Origin of the sequence: Amycolatopsis sp. NPDC051903 (assembly GCF_044452505.1) — a bacterium.
Taxonomy (GTDB): domain Bacteria; phylum Actinomycetota; class Actinomycetes; order Mycobacteriales; family Pseudonocardiaceae; genus Amycolatopsis.
In genome coordinates this window covers 45,920-71,159 of record NZ_JBITBT010000004.1, presented here as the reverse complement: position 1 = coordinate 71,159, position 25,240 = coordinate 45,920, and the positions used below count along the sequence as shown (strand labels likewise).

Below are 25,240 nucleotides of genomic sequence, written 5' to 3'. Positions count from 1 at the left end.
CGTGACCGACCGCGACTCCCTGGTCGCCGCCCTGGCCGCGCTGTCGGTGGACGCCACGTCCCCCGACGGCACGGTCACGGCGACCGTCAACACGGACGGCGTCCTGACCCGCCTGCACCTCTCGGACGCCGCGTCCGCTCTCCCGCCTGCCACCCTGGCCGCCACGGTGCTGGCGACCTACGCGGCGGCCCAACGCGAATCCGCCCAGCGGACGGCGGCCCTGCTCGCCCCACTCGGCACGGCCGGCTACGTGATGGACCGCCTCCGCTGGCGGGCCGGCTTCAGCCCGGTGACCGCCGCACCGGCCGATCCACCACCACCCGATCCGCCTTCCGCCGACTCGCCGGCCGCGGACGGCGAATACCTGCGCAACCGCGTCTCCGACGCCCCACCACCACCCGGCCCTGCCACCCCACCGTCCGACGACGACTGGTACGGCCGGGACGTGCGGTCCGATTCCGCCTGGTGAGGTGAGTGTCCTCAGCTCTCGTCGACGTAATCGAGGTCGTCGGCCTGCAGCTGGGGCGGCCGGTAGGGCACCCCGTCCAGCTCCGCGCCGGTGAAGCCGATGTCCCCGTCGAAGGTGGCGTCGACGAACGTGGTGTAGCTGGCGAAGGCGGCACCCTCGAACCACGCGCCATCGCCGAACCGCGCCCGGTCGAAGTACGCACTCTGCGCCGCCACGTCGTCGTCGAACACCGGCGCCACCATGAACCCGGCCCGCGTGAAATCGGCGCTGCGCGCGAAGGCGACGGTACTGAACCGCACGACGCCGCGGAACAGCGCTTCGCCGAACTTGGCGTCGCGGCTGAAGCGAGCGCTGCGGAGAGTCGTCGTACCCACGAACTCGGTCTTCTCGAACCGCGCTTCACCGCGGAACTCCGCCTTTTCGAAGCGGGTGTCCCCCTTGAACGTGGCCCGGGTGAACCACGCGTCGCTGCTGAACACGGCGCCGTCGAAGCGGGTCGTCCCGGTGAAGCGCACCTCGTGGAACCACGCGTCCCCGGTGAAGCGGGTTCCGGTGAAGCGGGCGTTGTGCAGTTCGCACCCGTTGAGCGGCAGGTCGATGAGCACAGCACCCGACAGGTCGAGTTCGATGCCCGGCCAGAACCTCGCGTCCTTGCTCGCAGGGGTGAGGTGACGGACGAGCAGCCGCTGCGCGGTCAGGCGGACTTCGCGCTCCTGCAGCTGATCCCGGTCGGCGTCGTGACCCGAAGCCGGGTCCGGCAACTCGTACGGCATGCGCAAGTAGGCGCTGATGACGTCGGCAATGGTCTGGCGCAGGTGCGCGCTGTCCTGCGCCAGCCGGTCGAGTGCGTACAGCCCGGCCAAGCGGACGGGGGCCTTGTCGGACCCCAGCTGTTCCACGGCCTTGAGGTAGAGCTCGTTGATCCGGCGTTCGGTCGCGTCGTGCCGCGCTGCTCGGTCCGCTTGTTCCCGGAGGCGCAGTTCGGCCCGTTTGGTCGCCAGATCGTGTTCCGCTGTTTGTTGACGCCGCGCGGCGAGGATCAGAGCGAGTGCTCCGCCTGTCCCGACGACGACCGTGCCGACGGTGCGGATGCCGTCCAGCCGGGCGCGGTCGGCGTCGGTGCCGTGGCCGGACAAGGTGAGCAGGACCCAACCGGCCGCCACGGCGAGCGCCACCATCACCACACCGCACACGATGATCGTGCGATGGGACAGCGCGCGTCCGGCGGGTGGCCGAAGTCCCGTTTCGTCGTGTGGTTCCGGTGCGGTTGAGGGAATTTCGGCCACGGATTCCATGATCGCACTTCGGTGTGCGGGTGATAGGTGCAATCGGGTGGTGCCTCGGGGGCGTCGCGGGAAACGAGTTTCCTCAGAGGCGGCTATCGCTTGTGCGTCCTCAGTGGACACTCACCTCGCGAACGAGGTCGCCAGATCTCCCGAGCCCGTCTGGGGCGCACCCGTCGGACGGACCTTCACCTGGGGCGAGGGAGCCGTCGGCGTGCGGGGTTTCGAGGGGTGCGGTGCGGGGGCGGCGGATGAAGAAGGCGGGGTGGGCGACGAAGTGGTGCCGGTGATCGTAAAAGTAGCTGTCGCCACGCGTCCGTCGCCGCAGGGGAAGGTGGCGGTGTAGGTGCCGGGGCGGGAGGCGGCGGTGCCGTGGCCCCCTGCGCGGCCCCAGTTGCCGCCTTCGGTCCACTGGATGGGGGCGGCGAAGCCCGCCGAGGTGACCGGGCCCGAGGGACCGCAGCCGTTGCCTTGGGCGGCAAAGGTTTCGACGAAGATCTCGCCGCCCGGGGCGACTTCCGGAGGCCCCAGGGACCACCCGACGTCGCCCGGCGCCGACAAAACTGTGGTCAGCAGGGCGCCGGCCAGGAGTTGGGTGAGCATGCTGTCCTCCCCTTCAGTCGTTGCGTGAACAGAGACACGCGCGAACCGGACGGGAGGTTGCCCGGAACTCAGCCCGCCGCGGCGGCGTGGCACGCGCCGAAGCCCTCGGCGCGCAGGGTGACGCGCCCGGACCGCACGCGGATCGCCGTTTCCGTCGCGTCGCTGACCGCGGAGACGCCGGCGGCGGAGGCGAGGGCGCCGGCGTCGTCGAGGACGACCTGGAGGCGGGGCCACGCCGGGGCGGGGAAGGACTGGCGCAGGTGGCCGCGCAGCTGCGCCAGCACGAGGTGCGTCAGCGGTGCCAGCTCGGGCGCCGAGCCCGTGACGACGGCGACGGTCACCGCGGCGTCCGGCGGTGCGGCGCGCACGGCTTCCTCCACAGCGGACAGCCGGTGCAGGCCGAGGACCGCGACCACGCCGTCGCCGGTCGGGGAGGCCGGGCGGTCGTGCAAGGAGTCGAACGCGGCGGGTGGCACCCACGGCTCGTCGACCGGGCGGGGCTGCGCCACGATCGGCGGCACGTCGGGCCAGGTGTCGGCCAGGCCCAGCGATGGCAAGGATTCGCACGCGCGCACCACGTTGAACGGCTCGCCGAACCCCGGCGCGGCGGCGGCGAGCCGGCTCGCGCCGTGCAGCGTCGTGAGCGCCAGTTCGGCCACGCGCACGAGCCGGCCCGCCGCGGGGGCGAGCCGTTCGAGCGCGAGGCCGAGGACGATCGCCTCGAAGCGCATCAGCTGCGCGTACGGACGGTGGGTGAGTTCATCGGCGAGGATCTCCGGGACCAGGTCCACGCCGAGGCGTGAACCGGGGTCCGTGGCGAGCGGCAGGTGCGCGACCCAAGCGCGGGCCAGCACGCCGAGCGCTTCACCGGGGGTGAGCCCCGGGTCCCCGGCCGGCGCGGCCGCCACGCGCTCCGCTTCCTCCGCCAGCACGGCGAAGTACAGCGCGCGCTTGCCGGGGAAGTTCGAGTAGACGGCGCCGCGCGTCAGCTCGGCGCGTTCGGCGATCACGTCGATCTTCGCGTCGCGGAAGCCGCGTTCGGTGAACTCGTCGCGGGCGGCACCGAGCACCTTCGCCCGGTTGCGCTCCTGCGCTTCCGCCCTGCTCAGCCGGGCCATCGTCCTCCTCGTGCTCCGGTGCTGGTCACGATAGCGTCCACAGTCATATGATATGAACATCTGATGTGAACATCCGACTGAGGAGAAGTCCCGTGGTCCCCGAGATCGACCTGACCGACCCCGCGGTGCACCGCGACCCGTTCGCGGTCTACGGCGCAGCTCGCGAACAAGGGCCCGTCGCCAAACTCGTCGGCCCGGGCTTCGGCCCGCTGTGGGTGCTGACCCGCCACGCCGACGCCCGCGAGCTGCTCACGGACCCGCGGTTCGCGCTCGGCCCCGGCAGCTACCAGCGGCTCGACGTGCCCGAGCACTGCCGTCCGTACCTGCGGACGATGCAGGAGATGGAGGGCGCCGAGCACCAGCGGCTGCGCCGGCTCGTCGCGCCCGCGTTCACGGCCCGCCGCGCGGCGGAGTTCCGGTCCCGGATCGAGCCCATCGTCGAGCGTCTGCTGGACGAGCAGCCGGAAGACCTGCTCGCCGGCTTCGCGCAGCCGTTGCCGATGGAGGTGATCTGCGAGCTCGTCGGCGTGCCGCAGGCCGACCGGCGGCGCTGGCACGAGTACGGGCAGAACGTGGTCAGCGGCTCGGGCGCGGGGTTCGCCGCCGCCGTGCCCGGCATCATCGGCGGCGCCCGCGGCCTGACCACTCCGCCCGCGAGCGAGTTCCTGGAGCTGCTCGCCGGAACCGAGGGGCTGGCGGAGGCGGAGCTCGTCACGCTGGTCTGGCAGCTCGTGCTCGCCGGCCAGACACCCGCCAACTTCATCGCCAACGCCGTCGAAGCGCTGCTGACCCACCCGGACCAGCTCGCCGAGCTGACCGCCGAACCCGGGCTGTGGCCCGGCGCGATCGACGAGCTGATGCGCTGGTGCGGACCGCAGCTGCTGACGATCCCGCGCCAAGCCACCGAGGACCTCGACCTGCACGGCGTCGCGATCCGCGCGGGCGAACCCGTGTCGGCCGCGATCGCCGCGGCCAACCGCGATCCGCGCGCGTTCGCCGACCCCGGGCGCCTCGACGTCCGCCGCGCCGCGGGCGGGCACCTCGGGTTCGCGCACGGGCCGCACTTCTGCCTCGGCGCGGCGCTCGCACGGGTCGAGTCGGAGGTCGCATTGCGGGGGTTGCTGCGGCGGTTCCCTTCGCTGCGCTTGGGGGAAGTCCGGCGCGCACCGGACCCCGGCACGTGGCGGCTCGCGGCGCTGCCGGTGAGCTTCTGACGTCCTCTTCGGACGCTTCGTTCATCTATCGGGTGAACGAAGCGCCCGTGCTTCGATCTTCCTGCGCTGCTAACGTTTTCCCTGGTCAGGATCACGTCAGGGAGGCGTCATGTCCGGATACCTAGCCACTCCCCTGGGCGGTGCCGTGATCGATCCGCGGCAGACGTGGGGGTGGGTTCTCGCGCGCGGGGGCTTCGCGGTGGTGTTCGGTGTCATCGCCCTGATCTGGCCCGGCCTCACGGCACTGGCGCTGGCGTTCGTCTTCGGCATCTACGCGCTCGTCGACGCGGTGGGCGCGTTCATGCAGGCGTTCCGCCCCGGTGACGGCATGCACCGGGCCGCGTACGCGTTGTTCGGCGTGCTCGGGCTGGCCGCCGGTGTGGTGGCGCTCGTGTGGCCGGGCGTGACGATCCTCGTGCTGGCGATCCTCGTCGGCGCGTGGGCGGTGGTCACGGGCGTCGCCGAGATCGTCGCCGCGATCCGGTTGCGCAAGCAGATCTCGGGGGAGGGGTTCCTCATCTTCGCGGGCGTGGTGTCCGTGATCGCGGGTGTGCTGGTGCTGTTCCACCCGATCGCGGGGGTGTACGGGATCGCCCTGCTCGTCGGCATTTACGCGCTGGTGTACGGGATCATGCTCGTCGTGCTGGCTTTCCGGCTGCGGCGGTGGGGCAAGCGCGAGCAGGCGAACCAGCCCGCTTAGCGCGACAATCGGGGGACAGCTTCCGAACCGGGAGGGATCCGTGATGGCGCAGAACCCTTACGACGAGGACGTCCGGCCGGGGATCGACGCGGCCCGGCTCTGGGCGGGCGGAGTCGCCACGGCCGTGATCGCCGCGCTCGTCGCGATCGTCGGCCTGCTGATCGCCCGGGGCATCTTCGACGTGCCGGTGCTCGCGCCGAAGGGCGAGGGCGTGTGGGGCTCGGCCAGCACCACGACCTACGCCCTCGTCGCCGCGGGCGCCGCGCTCGCCGCCACGGCGCTGATGCACCTGCTCAGCGTCGCGACGCCGGCGCCCAGCCAGTTCTTCGGCTGGATCATGGTGCTCGTGACGCTCATCGCGGTGGTGCTGCCGCTCACGCTGACGGTCGACCTGAGCGCCAAGATCGCGACCGCCGCGATCAACCTCGTGATCGGCCTCGTGATCGCGATCGTGGTCAACAGCATGGCCGCCAACGCGCGCACGCTGCACCGCCGCAAGCGCGTGTCGCGCCGCACCGACCCGAACTCCCCGACCCGGCAGTGGAACGAGCCACCCCCACCCCCGACGCAGTACTACGACCGCTGACGCGGCGGGATTTTCCCGACGGACGGCGTCCGGCGCGAGCCGGGATGCGGTGCGACGGTTTGAGGTCGCGGCCGGCGCGTGCGCCTTCTCCGAGGCTGGATTTGGTGCGCCATTGCGATGCGCCGCCGGATCGGCGGCCGACGTCGACCACAACGTGATCCATCGCCCGGCTCGCGATGGTTACACCTATGGCCGGTGGGGGACAGTCCGCGACGGCGTTGGCGATCGAGGCGAGTTCTACCTGTACTGCAGATCCTCCGAAACCGGAGCGGTCGCGACCTCGTGCGAACTATGCAGTACTACGACCGCTAAGTCCGCAGAGTTTCTCCGAGGGACGGCGGCCGGCCGGACCGGGGACACGGCGCGACGGTTCGAGGTCGCGGCTGCGGCCGGCGCGTGATGCCTTTCCACGGCTGGATTTGGCGCGCCATTGCGATGCGCCGGCGGATCGGGGGCCGACGTCGACCACATCGGTGGTCCATCGCCCGACTCGCGATGGTTACACCCATGGCCGGTGGGGACAGTCCGCGACAGCATTGGCGAGAAAGGCGAATTCTGCCGCAACTACGGATTCAACGAAACCGGATCTGTCTCGGACTCGTGTGGAACTCCGCACCGCAACCGCTGAGGCCGCAGCGAAAACCGGGCCGTCAGTCCGGAGTGGACTGACGGCCCGGCTTCACTTCAGCGGAAACTCAGCCGATGTGGTAGCTGTACGGCAGAGTCGCCAGCACCTCGCCGGTGCCGACCTGGGGCAGGCCCGTCACGCCGGTCGGGAGGGTCGGGACGGTCACCAGGTTCAGGTGGCCCGCCACCGAGGCACCGCGCTTGCCCGACGGGGTGATGGTCACGGTGACCGTCACCGTCTGGCCCGGGGCGACGATGAGCGGCGAGCCGCCCGTGCCGTTCGGGTCGGCGGACTGGTCGTACGGGTCGCCGGTGGACGACGTGACCGCGGAGTCGAAGCCCGCGGTGCGCATCGACGCCGTGTAGGACGCGTGGCCGGCCGGGGCGCCCGCGGCGCCGAACGGGCCGATCTCCTGCACGTCGGCGAACCAGACGCCCTTCGTGACGTAACCCTGCTTCTCACCGATCGTCGCGACGGAGACGGTGCTGCCGGCCTGCGCGGCCTTCAGGTCGCCGAGCACGTCGATGCCCGCGGCCGAACCCTGCAGCTCGACCTGCGCCGGCACGGTCGACGACGTCGCGACCGTGAACTTGCTCGTGTCCGGCGGGATCGAGTACACGGGCGCGTCGGCGTTGAACTCGGGCAGGTTCACCTCGGTCGAGCCCTGGATGGGCTGCGGCTGCAGGGTCTGCTGCGCGTTCGTCCGCGCGTCCACGCCGATCGCGATCGGCTCGACGCCCGTGTTGCGGACCGTCACGGGCACCGACACGGCCTGGCCGGCGGCGAGCTTCTTCGACGCCGAGTCCGGCAGCGCGGGCGCGCTGACCACGACCTGGTCGAAGCCCACCGTGCCGGTGAACGGCTGCTCGAGCTGCTTGCCCGTCACCGGGTTCTGCACCACGAGCACGAGGTGCCAGCGGCCCGGCAGCGGGTTGGCGTCCGTGAGCTGCAGCCCCGTGCCCTGCTGCAGCGTGGTCGGCGAGCCCAGGAACACGTTGCTGTTCACGTCGGCGAGCTCACCGTTCGGGTCCACGAGCACACCGTCGAGGACGGTGCCCGGGTCCTGCAGCTTCACCGCGACGTCCAGGTCCTTCTTGCCCTTCGGGACGTCGAAGGAGCAGAAATGAAGAAGACCCTCACTCGGCTGGAAGCCCTGGTTCCGGCCCTCATCCTGGTCGGTCTCCTGGTCTCGGTCCTGACCTGGTTTGCCTCGCCCACGGCCCATGCCGGTACCGCACTTCCGGTCTCCGGGGTCTGCCTGCCGGACCAGGAGGTGGCCAAGGCCCGGGCTCTCACCGGTGAGCACGAGACCAACGTGGATTGGGTGGACCGGGCACAGGCCAAGGCCTGGGACATGGCCAATGCAGCCGCCTGGGCCCTCCCCAAGCACGTGACGATTGTGATGGACACCCCGTGTGAGTACGTGGCGGGAGTTGCGGCTCACGAATTCGCCCACGAGGCCCAGTTCCGTAAGGCGGGGGGTTCGGCCCGGGCCTACACGTATTACGGACCGACCGAAATCGAAAAAGTGGCCCAGTGCTACGCCGTTCTGACCGGATTCAAGGCTTACAAAGCCTATGGCGTGGGTAAGGCCTCGGACTGCTCCGAATACGAACTGGTTTCGGCTGAGAGCCTCCGTGCCTGGGCCCGATGAAAGGAATGGACATGGACGAGTTTGACCGGAAGTTCTGGGACATGGTTCTGGATGGCCGAATCGAGAGCCTCAACGAACTGGACGCAAGGGCCGCAGACCTCGACATGAGGGCCGAAATGATGCAAGCCCGATGGGCCCTGGAACGAGGCGAGTTCGAGGCCAGGGAGCCTCAGCCCCGAAAGCCCCGGACCTGGATTCTGGTGGTTCTCGGTCTCCTGGCCCTGGCTGCCCTGCTGCTCACCTTCCTGTAACCGGCTCTACCTCGAACACCTGCACCAAGCCTTCCCCAGATGGGAGCCCAATTTGAAAGGACACTGACAATGACTGCGAACACCTACCGAGGCCATGGCAAGAACGGCATGGAACGGTTCAACACCTGGTTCCGGCCGGAGGGAATCCCGGGCTTCATTTCCCCGAGTGACATTGACGGACACCTGAACGACAAGACGTATGACCGGAACCTTGTTCTTGAATTGAAGCCCGTGGGGGCTGTGGTTCCGAACGGCCAGGTTTACACGGCTGAATCCCTGACCCGACTGAAGTCGGATTCCGGATATCCCGCGTTTGAGGTCCTGCATGTGTTCGACCCGTTCGCGGATGGGGACCTCGGTGCCGGAGCCACAATCGAGGACGACGAGGAAATCGTGGTCCACTGGTACCACCGGGGCACGCGTTACAAGCAGTACATCATGCCGATTTCCAAGCTGAACGACTTTGTTTCCAAGTGGTGGGCCAGGCGCCTTAACTGCGAATGCGGTTGCTACTCCAAGTGATTCACACCTCAAACCTGAAAGGCGCCATCATGACCCACTTCACTGACTCCGAAATCCGCTCCCGCTACGTCGCTTGCTTCCAGGGCCTGGGCCTCACGGCCGAAGAGTTCGAGGCTGCCAACTCGGCCGAACTCGAATCCCGGGAGCTTCCGCTCCGAGAACCCAATCCGGCGAACTACCCGAGTCTGAAGGAAATCCTTGGCGAAGAACGGGCCTCGGCGCTCGAACTCGAAGACCCCGGGCCGGACTTCTCGGACCCCTCGTTCTGGGGTCAGGCCATGAAGCTCCGGGGTGGAACCAAGAGCGCCCACGACCAGAAAGAAGACTGGGAGCTTGACCGGAAGGCCTCGACCTGGCTTCACGCGGCCGGGTTCCCGGTTGGCTCCGAGTCCCGCATGAATGACGCGGACGGGAACAAGGTTTGGTCTCTCGACCAGGATTTTGAGGAGCCTGAGTTCCTCCTGGACCTGAACACCAGCGACCCGGGCGATGTTCCCTCCGCTGAGGAAGTGGTTCAGGTGTTCAAGGCTGAGGCCCAACTCACGAACCGTGAGGCCCAGCTTGCCTACTGGCTTGCGGAGAACGGGGCCGGGGCTGGTTGGACTCCGATTGCAGCCGAGGCCTTGGGGCTCTCTGTGGAGAACGTCCGGAAGATGTTCCAGCGGCTCAAGGCCAAGGCTCCGGACTTCTTCCAGGTTCCGGACTACGAACCCAAGGCTCCCAAGCCCCGGCCGGAGAAGACGGCTCAGGAGCTTCTGGACGCGGATTGGAGCTATGAGCCTAGCTTGACCCCGGACGGCTACCCGTTTGACGACCAGGTCTAGACACAAAAAGGCCCGGACTTGACTCCCACATCGGGGGCCAGGTCCGGGCCTTTCGTCGTTACTGGGGGTTCAGGGTTGCAGGGTCCGTGCTCGCGTGGTGCTGAGCCCACAGGGCCTGAATCTGGGCCGGGCCCTCAAGCTCCGGTGCCTCGTCCTGGCCCTCAGAGCCCGTCTCTAGGGCTTTGTTGGCCGGGCCCACTGCCACACCCAAGGTGGCGAGCACCGGGCTCAGAACGCCAACCAGGGCCGTAACCGTGGTCTCATCCACGTGGACCCCGACCAAGGCCAGGATGCCGACCACCACGGCCGGGCTCAGGCCGAAGACTGCGGCAAGAATCGCTTTCGCGTACTTCATTACGCGGCCCTCTCAATGCAGGCCAGGTGTTCACTGGCACAGGAGTAGGAGTAGAACACCCGGGTCGTGCCCTTGGGGATTCGATACGCCCCAGGCTGGTTGACCTCGACCCGGGCCGGATTGACTCCAGGCACAAGCGAGTTCCCACCACCCCGGCCATTGGCCACATTCAGGCCAGTACCCGGGCCCCAACACAGGACCGGGCCCATGAAGACCGGAGTAGCCGTGGGTACGATGTTCAGGACACCGTCCGTGAGCCCATTCCAATACAGGGTGTCATTCCGCACACCCGGGCTTACAGGCTGCCTCTTCGGTTCGGGCATTTCCTCATCCTCGATTTCAGGTCCCGGGGTCGAACCGCCACCGGGTGTGTAAATCCGAATGACCTTGTTCAGGTCACACTCAACCCCGTCCACGTACACACGACCGTTGTTCCACTGGTACACGTCGGCGTGGGGGACGAGGTCCGATTCCCGGCCCGCCTGCCAGAACCCGAATGCCGAGTCCTTGGCCGTGTTCAGGGCATTGGCAAAGCCGTAGGCTCCGACCCGAGAGCCGAGAACAGACCGGGCACCACGGAGGTATTCGGTCCAGTTCACAACACTGGGAAGCTCGGACCGGTCATTCGCGAAGTAGACAACCCCGTCATAGCCCAGGTAGTCGGCCCCCGCCTTGGCCCTCTGGGCATTGGCAGCCCCGGCCGAATACCCGCCGTCCGGGTCATCGGTCGAGTCCTCGAACACCAGTTGAACCGTGAGCCCGTTGTTCAGGTGGTCCAGGTATTCGGTTCGGGTCGTGTGCTTGTGGCCGAGAAGGTTGGGTGCGTCAATGTAGCGAATCGCACCCGTATACCCTGCCGCTCGAATCTTGGCCCCAGGAATGGTCCGGGCCGAGTAGTCAATCCATTGTTCAATGTAGGCCACGGTCTTCAGACCTCCATGGTGGGCCTTGAGGTGTTACTTCCCGAGAAGCTCAACCAGGTTCGGAACCCAGGCCATGGCTCCCACGCCGAGGGCCAACCACGTGGTGGCCTTGGAGGCCTGCTTCTGTTCCAGGGACTTGATTCGTTCCCCATGCTGGGCCTGGGTGACAGTCGTGGTGTCCAGCTTCTCGGCCAACCTGTCAAGCTTGTTTTCCAACCGACCGAACCAATACTCCGCGTTATGAATCTCTTCAGGCATGGCTTAGAACACCTTCCACAACTTGAACATCGGGGCCCGAGTGCTGAAAGCCGTGGTCGTGGTCGAAGACGCGTTGTAGAAGTAGGCACAAATCTGGGTACCGGCAGTCAGGAACCCACCAAAGTTGTGGGTGAAGTCGCCGTAGCCGCCCTGAGTCGAATCACCGGGGAACAGGAGCGTTCCATCCGAGTACGAGGCCCCAGACACATGCAGGGCCCCAGAGCAGGGGTTCAGGGTCGTACGCATGTTCACGTAGCCCACGTAAATGCCGTCAGACTGAATGGTCCATGTGTCCGTGCCGTTCCAGCCAATACCGGCCGGGGCAACCAGGGTCCCACCGAACGTGAGGCGAGTACCGGAGCCCGAGTTAAGACCGGTCTGCTGGGCCGAGGCCTTGACCTCGCCACCCACCTTCGTGGTCAGGGCACCATTGAAGCCGTCGAACACGGTCTCCACGGCCTGGGCCAAGGCCTGCATGTCAGCAGGAACATTCGGAACCTGAGTACCGGCCGGGTACGGGAGGCTCCAATTCGGGGTAAGGGGCATGAAAGACTCCTAAAAAGGGATGACCGTGATGTTTCGGCTACCGATAATCGGCGTGAATGACGTGTTGTAGCGGAGGTATTTGGCCGTGAACACGTTCTGTCCGGACTGAAGCCCGTCCGCAGCGGTGAGCAGGAGTGCTCGACTTGAGAAGATGACCGCCCCGGCCCCAACCACGGCCCCGAAGATGTTGTAATTCGGCGCAATGCTGCTGGCACCCGAAACCTGGAACGACATTCGACCCCCGGCATAGGTGGTGTTACCGGCCGGAGACAGCACCGAGAACGATGCCGAGAGCAGAACCAGGGCCCGGCGGCTAGAACCGATATTCACCGTGGCTTGGGGTCCGAATGTAGCTAGGTCTGCATACGACGTGGACGTACAGTTCTCGTCCACGTCGACCTCAGCCGAAACAATCTGGTTCGAGAACGTGGAACCCGGGGCAGTAATCTTGCCCATGATGAAGTACTGGGTTCCCTTGCGTTCGACCATGACCGAGTCGTTCACCTGGTACGAGGTGCCGATACCTGTCTGAATGACCCGGAGGTTCGAGAGGACAACCCCGTTCACCTCAACCGCGTTGGACCCGGTCAGGTCATCCCAGGACTTCACAACACCCGTGTACAGGCCCGTGTCATTGGCGCCCGAGGGCTGAGCCAGGCCCTGGGTAATCAGGGCTGCAATCGTGGGGTCCATCACAGCGTTTGCTTCCTCGTGTCTGCGGACATGGCCCCATCCGGGGTCAGGGAATAGGTGATGCGGTCCAAGATGTGAATCTCGTAGCCCTCCTGGTCCGAGAACACGAGCTTGATAACGTCCCCACCCTCCAGGGCCGGGTTCGGAACCGTCTGGAACGAGACCGAATACGGGAGCCCCGTGGACTGAGCCAGCATCGAATTAGCGGCACCCTGGGCCTGGTCCATCGTGGTGATGAAGGACGAGGAATAGAACCGGGGCACCTTGCCGAAAGACCCATACCAGTAGGTGGGGGACGTGGGGTTCTGGTCGTAGGCAATGGCCTGGACCGGCGGAACCTCACCCGTAGCGTCACCCCGGGCAACCACGGCGTTGTAGACCCCAGACCGGCTCAGGGTTCGGGACATGGCCACGAGGACACCGCCCCGGCCCTTGTTCACTTCCCAGACCGGAGCACCCGACGTGTCCGGGGCGTCCTTGACCTGAAGCCTGCCCGCGTAATCGAAGTAGGCAATCTTGCCCCTGGAAGCCACCACATCTTGGATGAACTTCAACCGGTCCTCGTCCACAATCTGCTGAACCTGGAATTGGTCCGAGTACGCGTCCCAGTCATAGACCGAGTCCAGAACCGCACCGCCCGGGAATGCATCCTGAACCAGGAGGTCAATTGTGGAACCGACCGAAGCTGAGGCGCTGAACTGGATGGGGGCCACGACCCTGGCGTCCTGGACCATGGCCATTCGGTCAGAGCCTGAGATACGAATCTGGCCATCCGGCCGCCCAGTCTGCTCAACCTGGTCAATGCGGAAGTAGCCCAGGCCCACCCATTCCGTGGTTCCCGTGCCGTACTGCACACCCCGCTCAACGTAGATTTCAGACCCATACGGAGTGCCCGGGTCCGAGGCCCGTTGGGGCCAGGGATAAATGGTGGTGAAGTCCAAGGTTGCCTGAACATCGGCGGTCATGTCCAAGGTCACATCCCCGGACAAGATGGGAAGCTCCCCCGTGTCCGAGACTCCAGGAATTGGAATCCCGGTTGGGGTCACACCCGTCTGGCCCGGGGTTACGAGCCTGGCCCTGGCCACCATGTGGTGAGGACCCCGGAGGGTCGCAAGGAAGGATTCAGAAACAGGCCTCACGACACCTCCTAAGGCACGATGACTTCGGCCTGGACAACCAGGTCCATCAAATTGAAATAGGTCGACACAGACGAGGCCACGGTGTTGTACGAGGCATAGAGCCCAGGCAAGTCCGCGTAGGTGATGGTTCCGCCGTACACGGTGGGTGCCGGTATGGAGACCTCAACCACGTCCAGGTCAAAGAACCTGCGCTTACCCCGGTGACTGGTCCTGCGCCACGAATAGCCGGAGGTCACGAAGTACAACGTGGGCACCACGGAATCCGGGTCCGGGGTCTGAAGGAACAAAGCGTCCCCGGCCGCAAGACGGGCATCCAGGTCCGAGGCCCCGTCCGCGTCATCCACCATGATGGTCAAGGAGAACTTGCGGGACGAAGCCACGTCCGAGACCACAACCGGCATGGTCCGGCCGATGACATCGAAGGTCCCAGACCGGGAATCCCGGGACAGGGGCCCAACCTCGGACACAATGACCGCAGTGTTCAAGCTCGGACGACGCGGGTTCTTCAGCCAAGCCGTGTCCAACATGGGGGTCACGGTGGCCGTGGCCTGGGTGATGTAGTCCTGCTTCCCAAAGAAGAGGCTCACACCCTTGGACACAGCGGCTGAACCCCCGGTCACGGTCAAGTTCGTTGGCGTGAAGCTAATCTCAGCATCCGGGGCCTGAACCGTGTACTCCCACCACATGGCCGAAGTCGTGGCCCCGATAGCCGAGGTCCAGTCTCCGATTTCTGCGAACCCCCGCCCGGTTGTGGCGCCAGTCCACGCGTTCTGTTTCCAGGCAAGCCACAGGTTCAAGGTCGCCGGGGTATCGACATTCAAGGCGGGAAGTGCCACATTCTGGTTCGAACCATTATCGTTCTTGGCCACGGACCGAGGGAATTGACTAGCATTGTGGAAAGCCGTAACCTGGGCCATGACATCCGACCCGGAAACCCCGCCCGTGAACGATACGGTGGGGGCCGTGTCTCCGGTGACGTAGCGCTTGGAGAACAAGGCCACGTTTCCGAAGTCCACAATCTTAGTCCAACCGGTCGGGGTGTTCACGTCCGTACCCGATACACTTCCGATTGAGGCGAACAGGAACATCGTGTCCCCGGGCAGAAGGCCCGTAGCCGGAAGCGGAGGGGTCAGGTTCGTGTTGTCCCCGGTGACCGTGGTTCCCGGACTAGGAACCGAGGTGATGGGGCCCGAGTCCACGAACGAAACCCGGTAGGTGTTGAGAACCCCGGCCGTGAACTCGTAGTCATCCAGGAAGCCCGGGGCCAAGGGCACAACGTCCCCGCCCCGGACCGTGGTCCAGTTCAAGCCGTCCGTGGACCGCTCCACAACCGCATAGTCAGCCGTGGCCGGGGCCCCGGAGAATGAGACCCGAACCCGGGACAGGTCCGTCATGTAGGTAGCGGTTACCGCCACGCCACACCCCCAATTCCGGCACCCACAAGCCTGGCCGTGCCACGGTTCTGTTCGTCAAGCTGGACTTGAATTCGCTGAGCAATACCCTCACCCAAGTCAAGGTTCAGGGTGATTTCAGTCGGACCCCCAAAGGTCTGGGAGTTCGAGACCACACGACCCGTCTGACCGGGGATGAAGAGTTCGGGGCCACGCTCACCAACAATGTGGGGCTTGCCTCGAAGGGCCGTACCACCACGAGCCAGGTACGGGATATCCGGAATGCCCGGGATACCGACCACACCGGTCACGTTGTTGATACCGTGAATCGCACCGTTCAGGAGCCGAATGGCCCCGTTCAGGGCAGACTTCAAGCCGTTACCAATCCCAGACCAAATCCCGGAGAAGAAGCTCCCGACGCTGGACCACACACCCTTAATCGTGTTCCAGGCGCTGGAGAAAATGTTCTTCACAGCGTCCAGGGCCATGGACACCCCGGTTTTGATGCCAATCCAAATGGCTTGGAACCAGGCCACAGCCCCGTTCCACACACCAACGACCCAGGCCCAGGCCTGTTTCATCCGGTCCCACACCCACGAAGCAGCAGCCGTAACCGCATCCTTCACCGTGTTCCACAGGTTCACGAAGAAGTCCGAGATAGGCTGCCAATACGTGATGATGGTCGCCACAATGGCAATCAGAGCCCCGATGGCGAGGATGACCAAGCCAATCGGGTTAGCGTCCAGGGCCGCGTTCAGAAGCCACTGGGCCGCAGTCCACACCCCGATGGCGATGACCAGGGGCGTAATCCACGAGGTATTCTGGGCAATGAAGTTGGCAATGTTCTGGAGGACCGGGGCCAGGAACTGAATCACTGGAACCAGGATGTTGGACAGCGTGGTAGCCAGGTCAGCAAACGCTGAAGCCAGGGGCGGAATCGCCGGACCGATAGCCTGCAACGCGGCACCGAGGACCTTGGACAAAGCCCCGGCCACCTGGTTCAGGGAATCGAAGAACCCGACCAGGGTGTCATGACCCTCGGCCGAGTCCAAGAACTCCCGAACCGTCTTCAGAAGCGGGCCCAGGAAACCGAGGCTTCCACCACCCGCATCCTGAATAGCTCCGAACACGTCACCGAGAATCCCGACCACATCCGAGGCCAGGTCAAAGAACGACTTGAACCCGGCCACGGCGGAGTTAATCCACTGCTCCAAGCCACCCGAGTCCGCGAAGTGCTGGACAGCCTGATTGAAGGCCTCACCCGCTGCACCCAGGTTCGAGGTCAAGCCCACGAGAATGGGCATGGCCACGGCACCGATGCGAAGGAAAGCCTGAATGACCGGGGCGAGGAACGAACCCAGATTCTGGATGATGCGGGACGTGCCCGAAAGCATCGTGTTCAGTTCACTCGTGCCCTGGGCCGAGGCCAGGAAAGCCGTGACCTTGGTAGCCACGCCACCAATCGCGGTCACAATCTGCTGGAACCCAGAGGTCAGCTTCGGAAGCACAACCTGAAGGTTTGAGACAGCCGGGTTCAGGGCCTTCTCAAACGAAGACGAGACAGCCGACTTCAATGCGTCAAGCTGAGGGTTCAGGCCCTGGAATGCCTTCTTAGCCCCATCGGCTCCAAGCTTGATTGCCACCATGGCCGAGGCGAAAGCCAAGCCCCCGGCCGCAACCAGGGGCAGAGCCCCGGCCGCAGTAATCAGGCCGTTGATAATGACCGGCAGGACATTCAGGGCCGTGGACGCGGTAGCCGCATTCTGGGCCATCGACAACAGGCCCTTGCCCATGGACCCGATTTTAGAGGCGAAGTCAGATACAGCCTTAGAGCGCTTCTTCTGGTCATCGGCCAGGGACTTGATAGCCGCCTTGGCCTCAGCCGCAGCAGTGATAAGGCCCTTGGCCGTGCCATCAAACCTAATACGGACAGTGCGTTCGCCTGAAGCCATTACGCACCCCCGTGTGAGAACTTGCGGACAACCTCATCAGCCGCCGCATACCATTCGCGAGAAATCATGGGGGCCTCACGCTCAACTAGGGGGAAGAACGCATAAGCGTCCTGGCCCTGGTGAGGCCTGTACTGGCGACCAACGTCACCCGAATACTTCGAGGCCGAATACCAACCGGACCGGCCATTCATGCCGAAGATGGAACCAAACAGCATGCCGTAGGCGGGGGCACGATTCCGGCCCAGACGACGAGTACCGCCAACCTGGATAACCGGAACCCGGTCCCTGACAGCCTTGACAGTGGAGGCCAAGAGTCGGCCCTGAGGCCCACCATGAGCCACCATGTCCACCACGGCTTTGGGTACAAGCTTCCTGGCAATAGCCTGGGAATGGTCTCGGAGTGCGTTGCTCGCATCCTTGGGTAGGACCGAGAAAGCCCGGAGTACTTCCCGGGCCCCCTCGACCGTAACCCTGACTGTGAGTGTGGACTTAGCCACGAGTCTTCTCCCTCGGGGTTAACCTGAATACTGAACGGGCCCCGAATGGGCCGGGCCTTGTCCTGGCCCCGAGGATTTAGATTGCTTCTCTTGTTCTTCCAGAATCGCGGACAGAGTCCTGAGTTCCCTGAACGTCAAATTCCTGACCTCGCTAATGGGCTGCATGGAACCCACTGCAAGTTCAAGAACGGTTCGGGTCAGGCTTCCGCGTTCGTAGGGTCCGCGTCCTCGCGTTCCACAACCGGGTCAACGTCCCAACCCTCTTCAAAAACCTTCAGGGTCTTCGGAGCATTAACCGAGTCCACACGACGGAACGTGACCCACGCCAAGTGGTAGAGGTCCGCGAACGACAACCCCTCCTCCAGGTCCGAAAGCTTGACCTGAGTTTCACGCTCGAACCGCAGAATGTCCCGGGGCTTGGCCTCAAGCTCAATAGCGAGGCCCTCGTCATTGGTGACAACAAACTTGAACACGATGAATTCCTTTCGGTAAGGGAAACCCGCCCCGAGTCCTGGCCCTTACTCCAGAACCCGGGACGGGCCGAATGGGGTGAATCAGAAGGTGAGAACCGAACGCTTCAGGTCCGCGTACGTGCCCGTGTAGTCCACGAAAGCCCGGTCAGCATTCACGTCACCCTTGGGGAAACCGAAAGCCTGACGAGGAAGCGGACCAATGAGCTTCGTGGCCCCGGCTGCAAGAGAAACCGTGAGGTCCTCAGCCTCAAGGCCATAAAGCGTGCCCTGAGTTTCAACCGTGACCGTGGCCGGAGAAGCACCGGTGTTCGAGACCAGAAGGAAGACCGTGGAACCCGTGTCCACGATGTCCCCCTCAGCGGTCGGAGACGTAGCCGTAGGAACAACCCCGGCCCGGGTGATAGTCTGAGTGGTAACAGACTGACGTGCCATGAATCAGACCTCCTTACGGGCGCGAGTACACGGGGTCGCCGATAACCTGGAACGTGATTTCCGTGGTCTCGTTATCGCCACGGTCACCACCCACCGGCGCGGGCTGAACCATCAGGGAACCAGTCCACTGGACGTGCTCCGCCGTGATGTCCGGGTGGTGGTCCAGGGTGAAAGCCGCAACCGTGCCCCGGTTCGTCCAGAGGAAGTCCTCAAAGCCACCCTCAACCCACTTGCTGTAGGCCGTGATGGCGAGAGTCGGTTCCGAGTCAGTCTCGGCAACAGCCGCACCGTCCGGGCAGTACGTGTAAATGCGGTCCCCGTCCTGAACACCCGGGTCCAGGGTCCAGCTCGAAAGCTGGCACTCAATCGACTGAGAACCGATGGTCAGGGTAATGACCTTCAGACGCCTAACGGTAAGCGCCATAATTCCTCCTAAATATCGTAACGCTCTAGAACTTCTCTAGCCCAATTGACCAGGTCCTCGGGGCGTTGTCCCCGTGGCTGAGAGGTCACCCAGAGCTCAAGATTTTCAGGGCGGTTGTCGTTGCGAACGCCGTTTATATGGTGGACGTTTTCGCCGGGAAAGAGCGGACGTCCGAGAACCTCAGACATGACGAGAACGTGTTCAAGTACCGTGCCATTAGCTCGCGCATTGGGGTGTCCGGGACAGGACACAACCCGATAGCCCTGGCTATTTGTATTGCCGGAACCTTTTGGCGCCAAAGCTCGCAAGGGGCGAAGCTCTGTACCACGTTTCTGCTGCATTACATGCCCGCTACATAGCCCTTGCCTGCTGTCCGAGGGACGACCACACTGCGGAAAAACACACGCTCGACGTGTCATAGTGCGGTGTCCACGGAAATGGCGTAGGTAGGTAGCTGAGCCCCGCCCGACTGGAGCAGGCCCGGGGAAGCGGACGACACCGAAAACCGGGGGTCCGATTGGATAGCGGTGACCACAGGTTCCAGAAGCTCATAGAGCCGGAACGTGGCGTACTCGTCGAAAGGCACAACCAAGTGCACGACGAACGTGGCCTCGGTCGGGTCCTCACAAAACGACTCCCACGACAGAATCGGGGGCGTGATGACGGCTCCAAGGCCCTGAACTGAGGCTCCGGGGTCCAAGTACACAACCAGGTCCGGAATCGTCTCCAGGACTTCCTTAAGCCCCGCAACCGCGTCCTGAAGCACGGTCATGCGACCACCGGACCCCGATACCGGCCAATACGGAGCAGACGCTCAATGTCCGGGTCAAAGGAAGGAACTCGGGTCGAACCCAATTCCCCCATGTCCACCAGGGCCTCAGGAGACCGGCGACGAGTGAACCAACGCCCCGCCAAACGAACAGTGCCCAGAATGACCTGGGAGTCAGGAGCCGGCCCCTCGGGTTCATCCGCGAAATCCAGGTCCGAACGAACACCCTCGACAAAGGCCACGGCCGCATCCAGGTTCTGCTGAAGGACCGGGTCATCCGACGTGGTAGGGATTTTGAGGTCCGCCTTCAGTTGTTCAAGAGTGGGCGGCCAAGCCATGAGTAAACCTCCGAGGGTCAACCCCGGGGCCCAGGCGGTTAACCCAGACCCCGGGGGACGTGAATCAGGCGGAAACCGTCACGGTCTGGACCGAAACCGACTTGGGGTTACGGACCAGGACACCGACGTACGCCCAGATGCCCATGCGAATGAACGCCGGGCCACCAACCTGGTCGTAGGTGAACTGGGTCACCGGGGACTCACCCAGAATCACGGCCTGCGAGCGCAGAACCGCGTACTTCTCCGGGTAGGCGGTCGCGACACCGGCCGAGGCGATAACGTCCGAACCCTCAATGTCACCCACAAGCTCGTTACCCAGAGCACCGGTGGCGTTCTGCGGCACGAAGCGGGAAACCGGCATGAGCGGACGACCGTTGTCGTCCTTGAGCTTCCGGAACTCGCCGAAGCGACGGAAGTTCATAATGACCAAGTCCGCCTGACCGCGAAGGTCACTGGCAACCGCAGTCTGAGCGTCGATAACCGCATCCAGCGCCGCACCCGACGCGTGCCAGGCAGCCTCAGTCGCGAACGTGGTACCGGTAGCCGTGCCACCAGCCAGAATCGCGGCACAAACCAGGCTCTCAACCTTCTGGTTCCAGGCACCCATGAGGTCCTGGAAAATCAGACCATCGACAGCCGGGTTACCCGAGTCCAGAAGCTGACGCGCAACGTCCTGGTACGCGCCATAGGTGTCCGGGGTCAGGGTGTCAACGTCCGTGGTGAAACGGTCCGTACCCCAACCCGGGGTGTTCGCACCCTCAGCCGCCTGGGGCAGAATGTTGGCGTCCGTGCCACCGGTCTGCTTCGGCAGGGTCAGGGGACGCGGGTCACGGCCCAGGTCAATGTGACGAACCCGGGAAGCAACCGCACGCTGCTGACGGGCCAGGGCCTGGTACTCGGAGGTCAGCCACTTGGGCAGAACCACACCGTCACCACCCGAAGCCTGGGTCACCGCACGGTTGTGCTCCGCAAGCCGACCCTCAGCCTCACGGTCGCCCATCTTCTGGGCGCGGTACATGTCACCGAAGAACGAGTGCTGGCCACCGTCCTCGGCACTGCGGTAATGGCCCGGGTCCCGGTCCACGGCCGTGGTGCTCGACTTACGAACCTCCGTCGCCGGAAGAACACTGGCGGTCATGCCCTGAACCTGAGCGTTACGGTTCTCAATCTCAGCCAGGGGCTTAATCTGCTCCGCAATGGCCTTGGCCTCAGCACCAAGCTCGTTCACCGAACGAAGCTCAGCCTCAGTCAGGTCCCGGCCATCCTCAACGGCCCGAGTCTGAAGAGCGGAAATGGCGTCCTGCTTCTCGTCAAAACGAGTGCGCAGGCCATCCAGGTACGCGTTAGACATACTTGTCTCCTAGAAAGAATTCATGGAATGGGGAATGCGAGGAGGTGCCGGGTGCGAGGTGTCCGTTTCCGGGGGTGTCGCTATCGGGGTGTCCTCAAGCCGGAATCACCAAGAAGGGAGTTCCGGGAGACTGCCGAGGACGTTCCTCGCAGCAGCCAGATTCGGAGTCTCGGGCGCAACAGCCCGGACAGATTCAACAGCGGCGTTCTCGCCATAGGCCCCGTTCAAAACCACGGAAACCTCAATCAGGTGGGCACGGCTACGAACCGTGACCCCGTTACGCGGGGGATTGGGAGCAAGGTCCCGGAAACCGATGGACAGTTGGTCCAGGGCCCCATCCTCAAGAAGGGCCAGGGTCTCGTCACCAAGCACAGTCCGGGAAACCCGCCACTCGCCGTAGAGCCCGTCTTCACGGTCCTCAAGCCGAATGGTTCGACCGATGACACTCCCGCCAAGGGCCATGTGGTCCCGGGTGAAGGGAATTCGGTGTCCCGCACGAAGCTGGTTGGCGAAAGCCCCGAACTCGAATCGTTCAGTCAGGTTCCGGGTAATGACCTGGTCCACGTTGTAAGGAACAGCCCGTCCAACTACGGTCCGGCCGTCACCACCCTGGGCCCGGTTCAGAATCTTGAAGTCATCCGGAGCCACGCGATAAAGGTCAGTCAACGTTATTCACCTCGTCACCGGGGTCCTGGTTTTGGGTAGGAGGTGCCGGTGTTGCATTTCGGATAGGTTCGTCGCCCCAGGGAACGGGGGCGAGGTTCTCCAAGGCCCGGACCTCATTCACGGTCATGAACTGACTGGCCAAGGCCACCGAATACGCCTGGAATCGGGTCAAGGTGTCGGCCCGGAGAAGTGCATCCAGGGTCAATTCAACCTTGGTGCCATTCGGGAGAAGGTCCGAGAGAGCCTGTTCAATCCGGGCAATGTGACCCTGAAGCGAATACTTGACCAGGTTCAGGGCCTCTTGCTGAACGTTCGTATACGTGCCAGACGCATTCTCGGCGTTCAGGAAGTACGGCGGAATCCCGAAGATGAGAGCAAGCTCCGTGAGGGAGAACTTCCGGGTCTCCAGGAGCTGGGCCTCAGTCGGGTTCCAGGCCAGGGGCATGAACTCCGTCGTGGCGTTCAGGACACCAATCGTCCGAGTAGCCTGACCTGCAAGCCATGCGGACTTGACACCTCGAAGGTCAGCCTCCGTGGCATCCGGGTTCAGAACCTTGAGCAGGCCCGAGGGCACACCCTTGCCAATGTCCTGGGCCTGGTCCGTGAGCCCCTGAGCAAGGTCCAAGGTCCGGAAATGAAGCTCCAAGGCGCCCAGGCCTCGAACGTCCCCCGGCTCATGCGGACCCCGAACGTGGAAAACCTCGTTCTGGGTGTACGTGTTCCCGAGGTACGAATACTCAACGGCCCCGGTTTCCGTGCGCCGAATCCCCACCTGAGAGGCAGGAATGGGAAGCAGGCCATTCGGTGTCCCGGATGAATCCCTGGACGCAATCAGGGCCAGGGCATTGCCGTTCAGGATGAGGTCCAGAATCATTCCGGACCAGGCCTCAACCCGGGTCAAGGGATAGGTGGGTCGTTCGAGAATCAGGTAACTGACTTCCTCGGTCGGGTTTCCAGCCCGGTTCCGATAAGCCTTCTGTGGGAGTGAAGCAATCGTGTCCGCAATCAACGTAGCCGCACGATGCACGCCCGGAATCGAGAGCGCACCCCGGTACGAGCACGAATACGGGGCTGCAAACCCGCCATTGAGGTCAAGTGCGATACCCGGGAGAGTCGAAATAACCCGGTGCTCAAGAGCCGGCCCCTGGGAGCCACGGCCCCAAGTTCGGGGATTCCACCAAGCCATATAAGGCCCCTAAAATACAATCATGGGCCGAGGCATCTTGACGGGCTCCGGCTCTGTGAACAGGGCATAAACAGCCGCAGCAGCGGCGTACGCGGCATCCACATGGCCCACGCCCTTGCGGACGAATCGCCACGAGTCACCGGAATGGAACTTCTGGGTGTTGGTCACATGAGCGTCCAAAAGCGGGTCACCCGGATGCACGAGGCCCCGGTTAGCAACCAGGTCCGCAAGCCCCTGACACGCTTCGCCCACGGCAGAGCCCTTGATTTCCACGCTCCCGGGCAATTCCCGGAGCATGGGGGCCAGAGCCGCAGCAGGCCCAGCAGGCAGCCAGGCAAAGGCACGGGGCTTGATACGGGCCACGAGAGCCGGAAGCTCACGCCTCAGGTCCTCGGTGTTCGACCACGCCTCCACGACTTCGAGCCGGGGGAGTTGGCCCTCACGGCATCCAGCCGCAACCAACGTGGCGTGCAATCCATCCGGGGCCACGTCCAGGCCCAGGACAACCGAATCCCGGACGTCCTCCAGGTTCATCTGAGGGTCAGCCAGGGAGGCCCAGGCACTCGGGTCTACAGCCGCATCCAGGACGTCCACCCTCTGGCACAGGACCTCGGTCCGGAACACGTCCGGGGGGTCCACGGCCAGGGCCGAACGGATGGCCTCCTCGGTCACCAAATAGCCCATGGCCGGGTTCGCCTGGGCCCAAGCCTCAGGGTCATCCAGCGCACAGCCATCCGGGGCCGACCACTCGAACAGACCCAAACTCGGGTCCTTACCGGCCAGGGCCGAATCCCGAAGCTGATTCAGGACTACCGAGAACCGGTCACCGGCGTTCGAGATAGCCCACACTTGGGCATTCGGGCGGGCATTCGTAGTCTTGGACAGAGCCGACCAGGCATCGAAGGTCCGATGCTCTCGAATCTCATCCAGAGTCAGATGGTCAACCGAGAGGCCACGGCCCGCACTCCGAGTAGCAGCCGAAATCTTGTACCGGCCACCGCCCCGGATTCCGAAGAACTGTTCGCCGTTGGCGAATCGGGGCTTGGTCAGGAAGGGCCTGAAGTCCGAGGAATCCGAGGCAATCGCCAAGGCCCCTTCCCACACCTCTTTAGCAATGGAAAGGTCCTGGGCCACCCCGAGAACCAGGGGCACGTCATCCACGAAGAGTTTGAACAAGGCCAGAAGCTTCGAGAACTCGGACTTACCGTTCTGACGTGCAACCTGCACAATCACAGTCCGGAACCGGTAGTTACCGTCTGGCTTCAATTCCAGGGCCCGAATGGCAAGTTCCTCTTGCCAGGGCAGAAGTGGACGCCCCAGGGCCTCACAGAACTCAATGAACCGGTAACCCTTGGTTGTGGCCGGGGTCAGGTCCCTGAGTGAGGGAGTGGAGAGCCGAGGCTCACGCTTCCCGTACCGAACCGACGGCCCTGAGCTTGCCAAGGCGTGAGTCACTTGGCACCTCCTGAGCCTTGTGGTCCTCCGTTAACGTCTGAATCACGGCATGCAACTTGGCAGCCAATTCCGAGGCCGTACGCCCCGACTTCTCGTCATCAATTCGAGAGGCCAGATTCCGGGCCAATTCTGCGAGACCCGCATCCACAGACTTGAGGTCAAGCTCATCCAGGGTCTCGTTAACCGCGTCCAAGAGGCTCATTGGGCCTCGCAATTCGGGTCCTCGATACGACACACGGCCGGGGCCGGGAGAAGCTCATCCCAAGTACCCTCGTCAATCGTGAATTGGTCCTCGGAGGTCAATTCGTACGGGTCCAGGTATTCGGTCATGCCTGCACCTTCCGAGGACGCCCAGGGCGACGCTTGACCGGCGCCGGTTTCGGTTCCTCAGCCGGAGGCTCAACCTCAAGCCAAGTCTTGTCCTCGGGTGCGGGCCTCGGAGCCTCAACCGGGAGCCCGACGTGGCGAACCGGACGCATGTGGTCCGGGTTCACACACTCGGAATTCGAGCAGATGGGGTCCAGAACGTGGCCGAGTTCC

Annotated in this window: 31 protein-coding genes; 8 read left to right on the top strand and 23 right to left on the bottom strand. The window is 64.3% G+C overall.

The features are described 5' to 3' along the window. Nucleotide 1 precedes the first annotated feature (1 nt). Nucleotides 2-469: a YbaB/EbfC family nucleoid-associated protein gene (locus tag ACIA77_RS11380; protein WP_395885724.1), complete on the top strand. Its 468-nt coding sequence runs from the start codon at nucleotides 2-4 to the stop codon at nucleotides 467-469. 11 nt (nucleotides 470-480) lie between these two features. Here the strand turns inward: ACIA77_RS11380 and ACIA77_RS11375 are convergent, their stop codons facing one another. The 3 genes from ACIA77_RS11375 to ACIA77_RS11365 form a co-directional block, all read right to left on the bottom strand. Further along, on the bottom strand, nucleotides 481-1,647 hold the full coding sequence (locus tag ACIA77_RS11375; protein ID WP_395886192.1) for a pentapeptide repeat-containing protein: 1,167 nt from the start codon (nucleotides 1,645-1,647) through the stop codon (nucleotides 481-483). Nucleotides 1,648-1,875: 228 nt separating this feature from the next. After that, complete coding sequence (locus ACIA77_RS11370; RefSeq protein WP_395885723.1) at nucleotides 1,876-2,355, bottom strand: hypothetical protein; 480 nt, start codon at nucleotides 2,353-2,355, stop codon at nucleotides 1,876-1,878. 68 nt (nucleotides 2,356-2,423) lie between these two features. Then, nucleotides 2,424-3,473, bottom strand: a complete 1,050-nt coding sequence (locus tag ACIA77_RS11365; protein ID WP_395885722.1) for a TetR/AcrR family transcriptional regulator — start codon at nucleotides 3,471-3,473, stop codon at nucleotides 2,424-2,426. A 92-nt stretch (nucleotides 3,474-3,565) separates the two neighbouring features. Here ACIA77_RS11365 and ACIA77_RS11360 point away from each other — a divergent pair, with 92 nt between their 5' ends. The 3 genes from ACIA77_RS11360 (at nucleotide 3,566) to ACIA77_RS11350 (ending at nucleotide 5,973) form a co-directional block, all read left to right on the top strand. Continuing rightward, nucleotides 3,566-4,687, top strand: coding sequence for a cytochrome P450 (locus ACIA77_RS11360; RefSeq protein ID WP_395885721.1), 1,122 nt, complete (start codon nucleotides 3,566-3,568; stop codon nucleotides 4,685-4,687). A gap of 109 nt (nucleotides 4,688-4,796) precedes the next feature. Continuing rightward, nucleotides 4,797-5,387: an HdeD family acid-resistance protein gene (locus ACIA77_RS11355; protein ID WP_395885720.1), complete on the top strand. Its 591-nt coding sequence runs from the start codon at nucleotides 4,797-4,799 to the stop codon at nucleotides 5,385-5,387. 43 nt (nucleotides 5,388-5,430) lie between these two features. Next, nucleotides 5,431-5,973 (top strand): DUF6069 family protein, encoded by a 543-nt coding sequence (locus ACIA77_RS11350; protein WP_395885719.1) that lies wholly within the window; start codon nucleotides 5,431-5,433, stop codon nucleotides 5,971-5,973. A gap of 695 nt (nucleotides 5,974-6,668) precedes the next feature. On the opposite strand, the gene ACIA77_RS11345 is transcribed toward ACIA77_RS11350, so the two are convergent. Continuing rightward, the gene (locus tag ACIA77_RS11345) at nucleotides 6,669-7,676 is read right to left on the bottom strand and encodes a hypothetical protein (RefSeq protein ID WP_395885718.1); all 1,008 of its coding nucleotides are present in this window, start codon (nucleotides 7,674-7,676) and stop codon (nucleotides 6,669-6,671) included. Between the two features lie 48 nt (nucleotides 7,677-7,724). Here ACIA77_RS11345 and ACIA77_RS11340 point away from each other — a divergent pair, with 48 nt between their 5' ends. The 4 genes from ACIA77_RS11340 (at nucleotide 7,725) to ACIA77_RS11325 (ending at nucleotide 9,852) form a co-directional block, all read left to right on the top strand. Continuing rightward, entirely contained in the window at nucleotides 7,725-8,255 is a 531-nt protein-coding gene (locus tag ACIA77_RS11340; RefSeq protein ID WP_395885717.1) for a hypothetical protein, read from the top strand. Nucleotides 8,256-8,266: 11 nt separating this feature from the next. Continuing rightward, the gene (locus ACIA77_RS11335) at nucleotides 8,267-8,506 is read left to right on the top strand and encodes a hypothetical protein (RefSeq protein WP_395885716.1); all 240 of its coding nucleotides are present in this window, start codon (nucleotides 8,267-8,269) and stop codon (nucleotides 8,504-8,506) included. Between the two features lie 69 nt (nucleotides 8,507-8,575). Then, nucleotides 8,576-9,028, top strand: a complete 453-nt coding sequence (locus ACIA77_RS11330; protein ID WP_395885715.1) for a hypothetical protein — start codon at nucleotides 8,576-8,578, stop codon at nucleotides 9,026-9,028. A 29-nt stretch (nucleotides 9,029-9,057) separates the two neighbouring features. After that, complete coding sequence (locus tag ACIA77_RS11325; protein ID WP_395885714.1) at nucleotides 9,058-9,852, top strand: helix-turn-helix transcriptional regulator; 795 nt, start codon at nucleotides 9,058-9,060, stop codon at nucleotides 9,850-9,852. A 58-nt stretch (nucleotides 9,853-9,910) separates the two neighbouring features. Here the strand turns inward: ACIA77_RS11325 and ACIA77_RS11320 are convergent, their stop codons facing one another. The 19 genes from ACIA77_RS11320 to ACIA77_RS11230 all read right to left on the bottom strand — a co-directional run bounded on the left by ACIA77_RS11320 (nucleotide 9,911) and on the right by ACIA77_RS11230 (nucleotide 24,902). Next, on the bottom strand, nucleotides 9,911-10,207 hold the full coding sequence (locus ACIA77_RS11320; protein WP_395885713.1) for a hypothetical protein: 297 nt from the start codon (nucleotides 10,205-10,207) through the stop codon (nucleotides 9,911-9,913). Then, on the bottom strand, nucleotides 10,207-11,130 hold the full coding sequence (locus ACIA77_RS11315; RefSeq protein WP_395885712.1) for a glycoside hydrolase domain-containing protein: 924 nt from the start codon (nucleotides 11,128-11,130) through the stop codon (nucleotides 10,207-10,209). The genes ACIA77_RS11320 and ACIA77_RS11315 overlap by 1 nt, the downstream gene beginning before the upstream one ends. A 33-nt stretch (nucleotides 11,131-11,163) precedes the next feature. Next, nucleotides 11,164-11,388, bottom strand: coding sequence for a hypothetical protein (locus ACIA77_RS11310; RefSeq protein ID WP_395885711.1), 225 nt, complete (start codon nucleotides 11,386-11,388; stop codon nucleotides 11,164-11,166). A gap of 3 nt (nucleotides 11,389-11,391) precedes the next feature. After that, nucleotides 11,392-11,934: a hypothetical protein gene (locus ACIA77_RS11305; protein WP_395885710.1), complete on the bottom strand. Its 543-nt coding sequence runs from the start codon at nucleotides 11,932-11,934 to the stop codon at nucleotides 11,392-11,394. A gap of 9 nt (nucleotides 11,935-11,943) precedes the next feature. Beyond that, the gene (locus ACIA77_RS11300; RefSeq protein ID WP_395885709.1) at nucleotides 11,944-12,627 is read right to left on the bottom strand and encodes a hypothetical protein; all 684 of its coding nucleotides are present in this window, start codon (nucleotides 12,625-12,627) and stop codon (nucleotides 11,944-11,946) included. After that, on the bottom strand, nucleotides 12,627-13,598 hold the full coding sequence (locus ACIA77_RS11295) for a DUF5047 domain-containing protein (RefSeq protein WP_395885708.1): 972 nt from the start codon (nucleotides 13,596-13,598) through the stop codon (nucleotides 12,627-12,629). Before ACIA77_RS11295 ends, ACIA77_RS11300 begins: the two co-directional genes overlap by 1 nt. 176 nt (nucleotides 13,599-13,774) lie before the next feature. Next, nucleotides 13,775-15,160, bottom strand: a complete 1,386-nt coding sequence (locus ACIA77_RS11290) for a hypothetical protein (RefSeq protein WP_395885707.1) — start codon at nucleotides 15,158-15,160, stop codon at nucleotides 13,775-13,777. An 11-nt stretch (nucleotides 15,161-15,171) separates the two neighbouring features. After that, nucleotides 15,172-16,950 carry a hypothetical protein gene (locus tag ACIA77_RS11285; protein WP_395885706.1) on the bottom strand — a complete coding sequence of 593 codons (1,779 nt, stop codon included), beginning with the start codon at nucleotides 16,948-16,950 and terminating at the stop codon, nucleotides 15,172-15,174. Between the two features lie 853 nt (nucleotides 16,951-17,803). Beyond that, complete coding sequence (locus ACIA77_RS11280) at nucleotides 17,804-18,079, bottom strand: hypothetical protein (RefSeq protein ID WP_395885705.1); 276 nt, start codon at nucleotides 18,077-18,079, stop codon at nucleotides 17,804-17,806. Between the two features lie 81 nt (nucleotides 18,080-18,160). After that, nucleotides 18,161-18,424, bottom strand: coding sequence for a hypothetical protein (locus ACIA77_RS11275; protein WP_395885704.1), 264 nt, complete (start codon nucleotides 18,422-18,424; stop codon nucleotides 18,161-18,163). Between the two features lie 100 nt (nucleotides 18,425-18,524). Continuing rightward, the gene (locus ACIA77_RS11270) at nucleotides 18,525-18,935 is read right to left on the bottom strand and encodes a hypothetical protein (protein WP_395885703.1); all 411 of its coding nucleotides are present in this window, start codon (nucleotides 18,933-18,935) and stop codon (nucleotides 18,525-18,527) included. Nucleotides 18,936-18,943: 8 nt separating this feature from the next. Next, nucleotides 18,944-19,123: an HNH endonuclease gene (locus tag ACIA77_RS11265; RefSeq protein WP_395885702.1), complete on the bottom strand. Its 180-nt coding sequence runs from the start codon at nucleotides 19,121-19,123 to the stop codon at nucleotides 18,944-18,946. Between the two features lie 227 nt (nucleotides 19,124-19,350). Next, nucleotides 19,351-19,707 carry a hypothetical protein gene (locus ACIA77_RS11260; RefSeq protein WP_395885701.1) on the bottom strand — a complete coding sequence of 119 codons (357 nt, stop codon included), beginning with the start codon at nucleotides 19,705-19,707 and terminating at the stop codon, nucleotides 19,351-19,353. Next, complete coding sequence (locus ACIA77_RS11255; RefSeq protein ID WP_395885700.1) at nucleotides 19,704-20,042, bottom strand: head-tail connector protein; 339 nt, start codon at nucleotides 20,040-20,042, stop codon at nucleotides 19,704-19,706. Before ACIA77_RS11255 ends, ACIA77_RS11260 begins: the two co-directional genes overlap by 4 nt. 64 nt (nucleotides 20,043-20,106) lie before the next feature. After that, entirely contained in the window at nucleotides 20,107-21,393 is a 1,287-nt protein-coding gene (locus ACIA77_RS11250; protein ID WP_395885699.1) for a phage major capsid protein, read from the bottom strand. A gap of 105 nt (nucleotides 21,394-21,498) precedes the next feature. After that, complete coding sequence (locus ACIA77_RS11245; RefSeq protein WP_395885698.1) at nucleotides 21,499-22,059, bottom strand: HK97 family phage prohead protease; 561 nt, start codon at nucleotides 22,057-22,059, stop codon at nucleotides 21,499-21,501. Continuing rightward, a complete protein-coding gene (locus ACIA77_RS11240) occupies nucleotides 22,052-23,245 on the bottom strand; it encodes a phage portal protein (RefSeq protein WP_395885697.1) in 1,194 nt (397 codons plus the stop codon). Before ACIA77_RS11240 ends, ACIA77_RS11245 begins: the two co-directional genes overlap by 8 nt. Nucleotides 23,246-23,254: 9 nt before the next feature. After that, complete coding sequence (locus ACIA77_RS11235; RefSeq protein WP_395885696.1) at nucleotides 23,255-24,478, bottom strand: terminase; 1,224 nt, start codon at nucleotides 24,476-24,478, stop codon at nucleotides 23,255-23,257. 169 nt (nucleotides 24,479-24,647) lie between these two features. Next, on the bottom strand, nucleotides 24,648-24,902 hold the full coding sequence (locus tag ACIA77_RS11230; protein ID WP_395885695.1) for a hypothetical protein: 255 nt from the start codon (nucleotides 24,900-24,902) through the stop codon (nucleotides 24,648-24,650). Nucleotides 24,903-25,240: the final 338 nt, after the last annotated feature.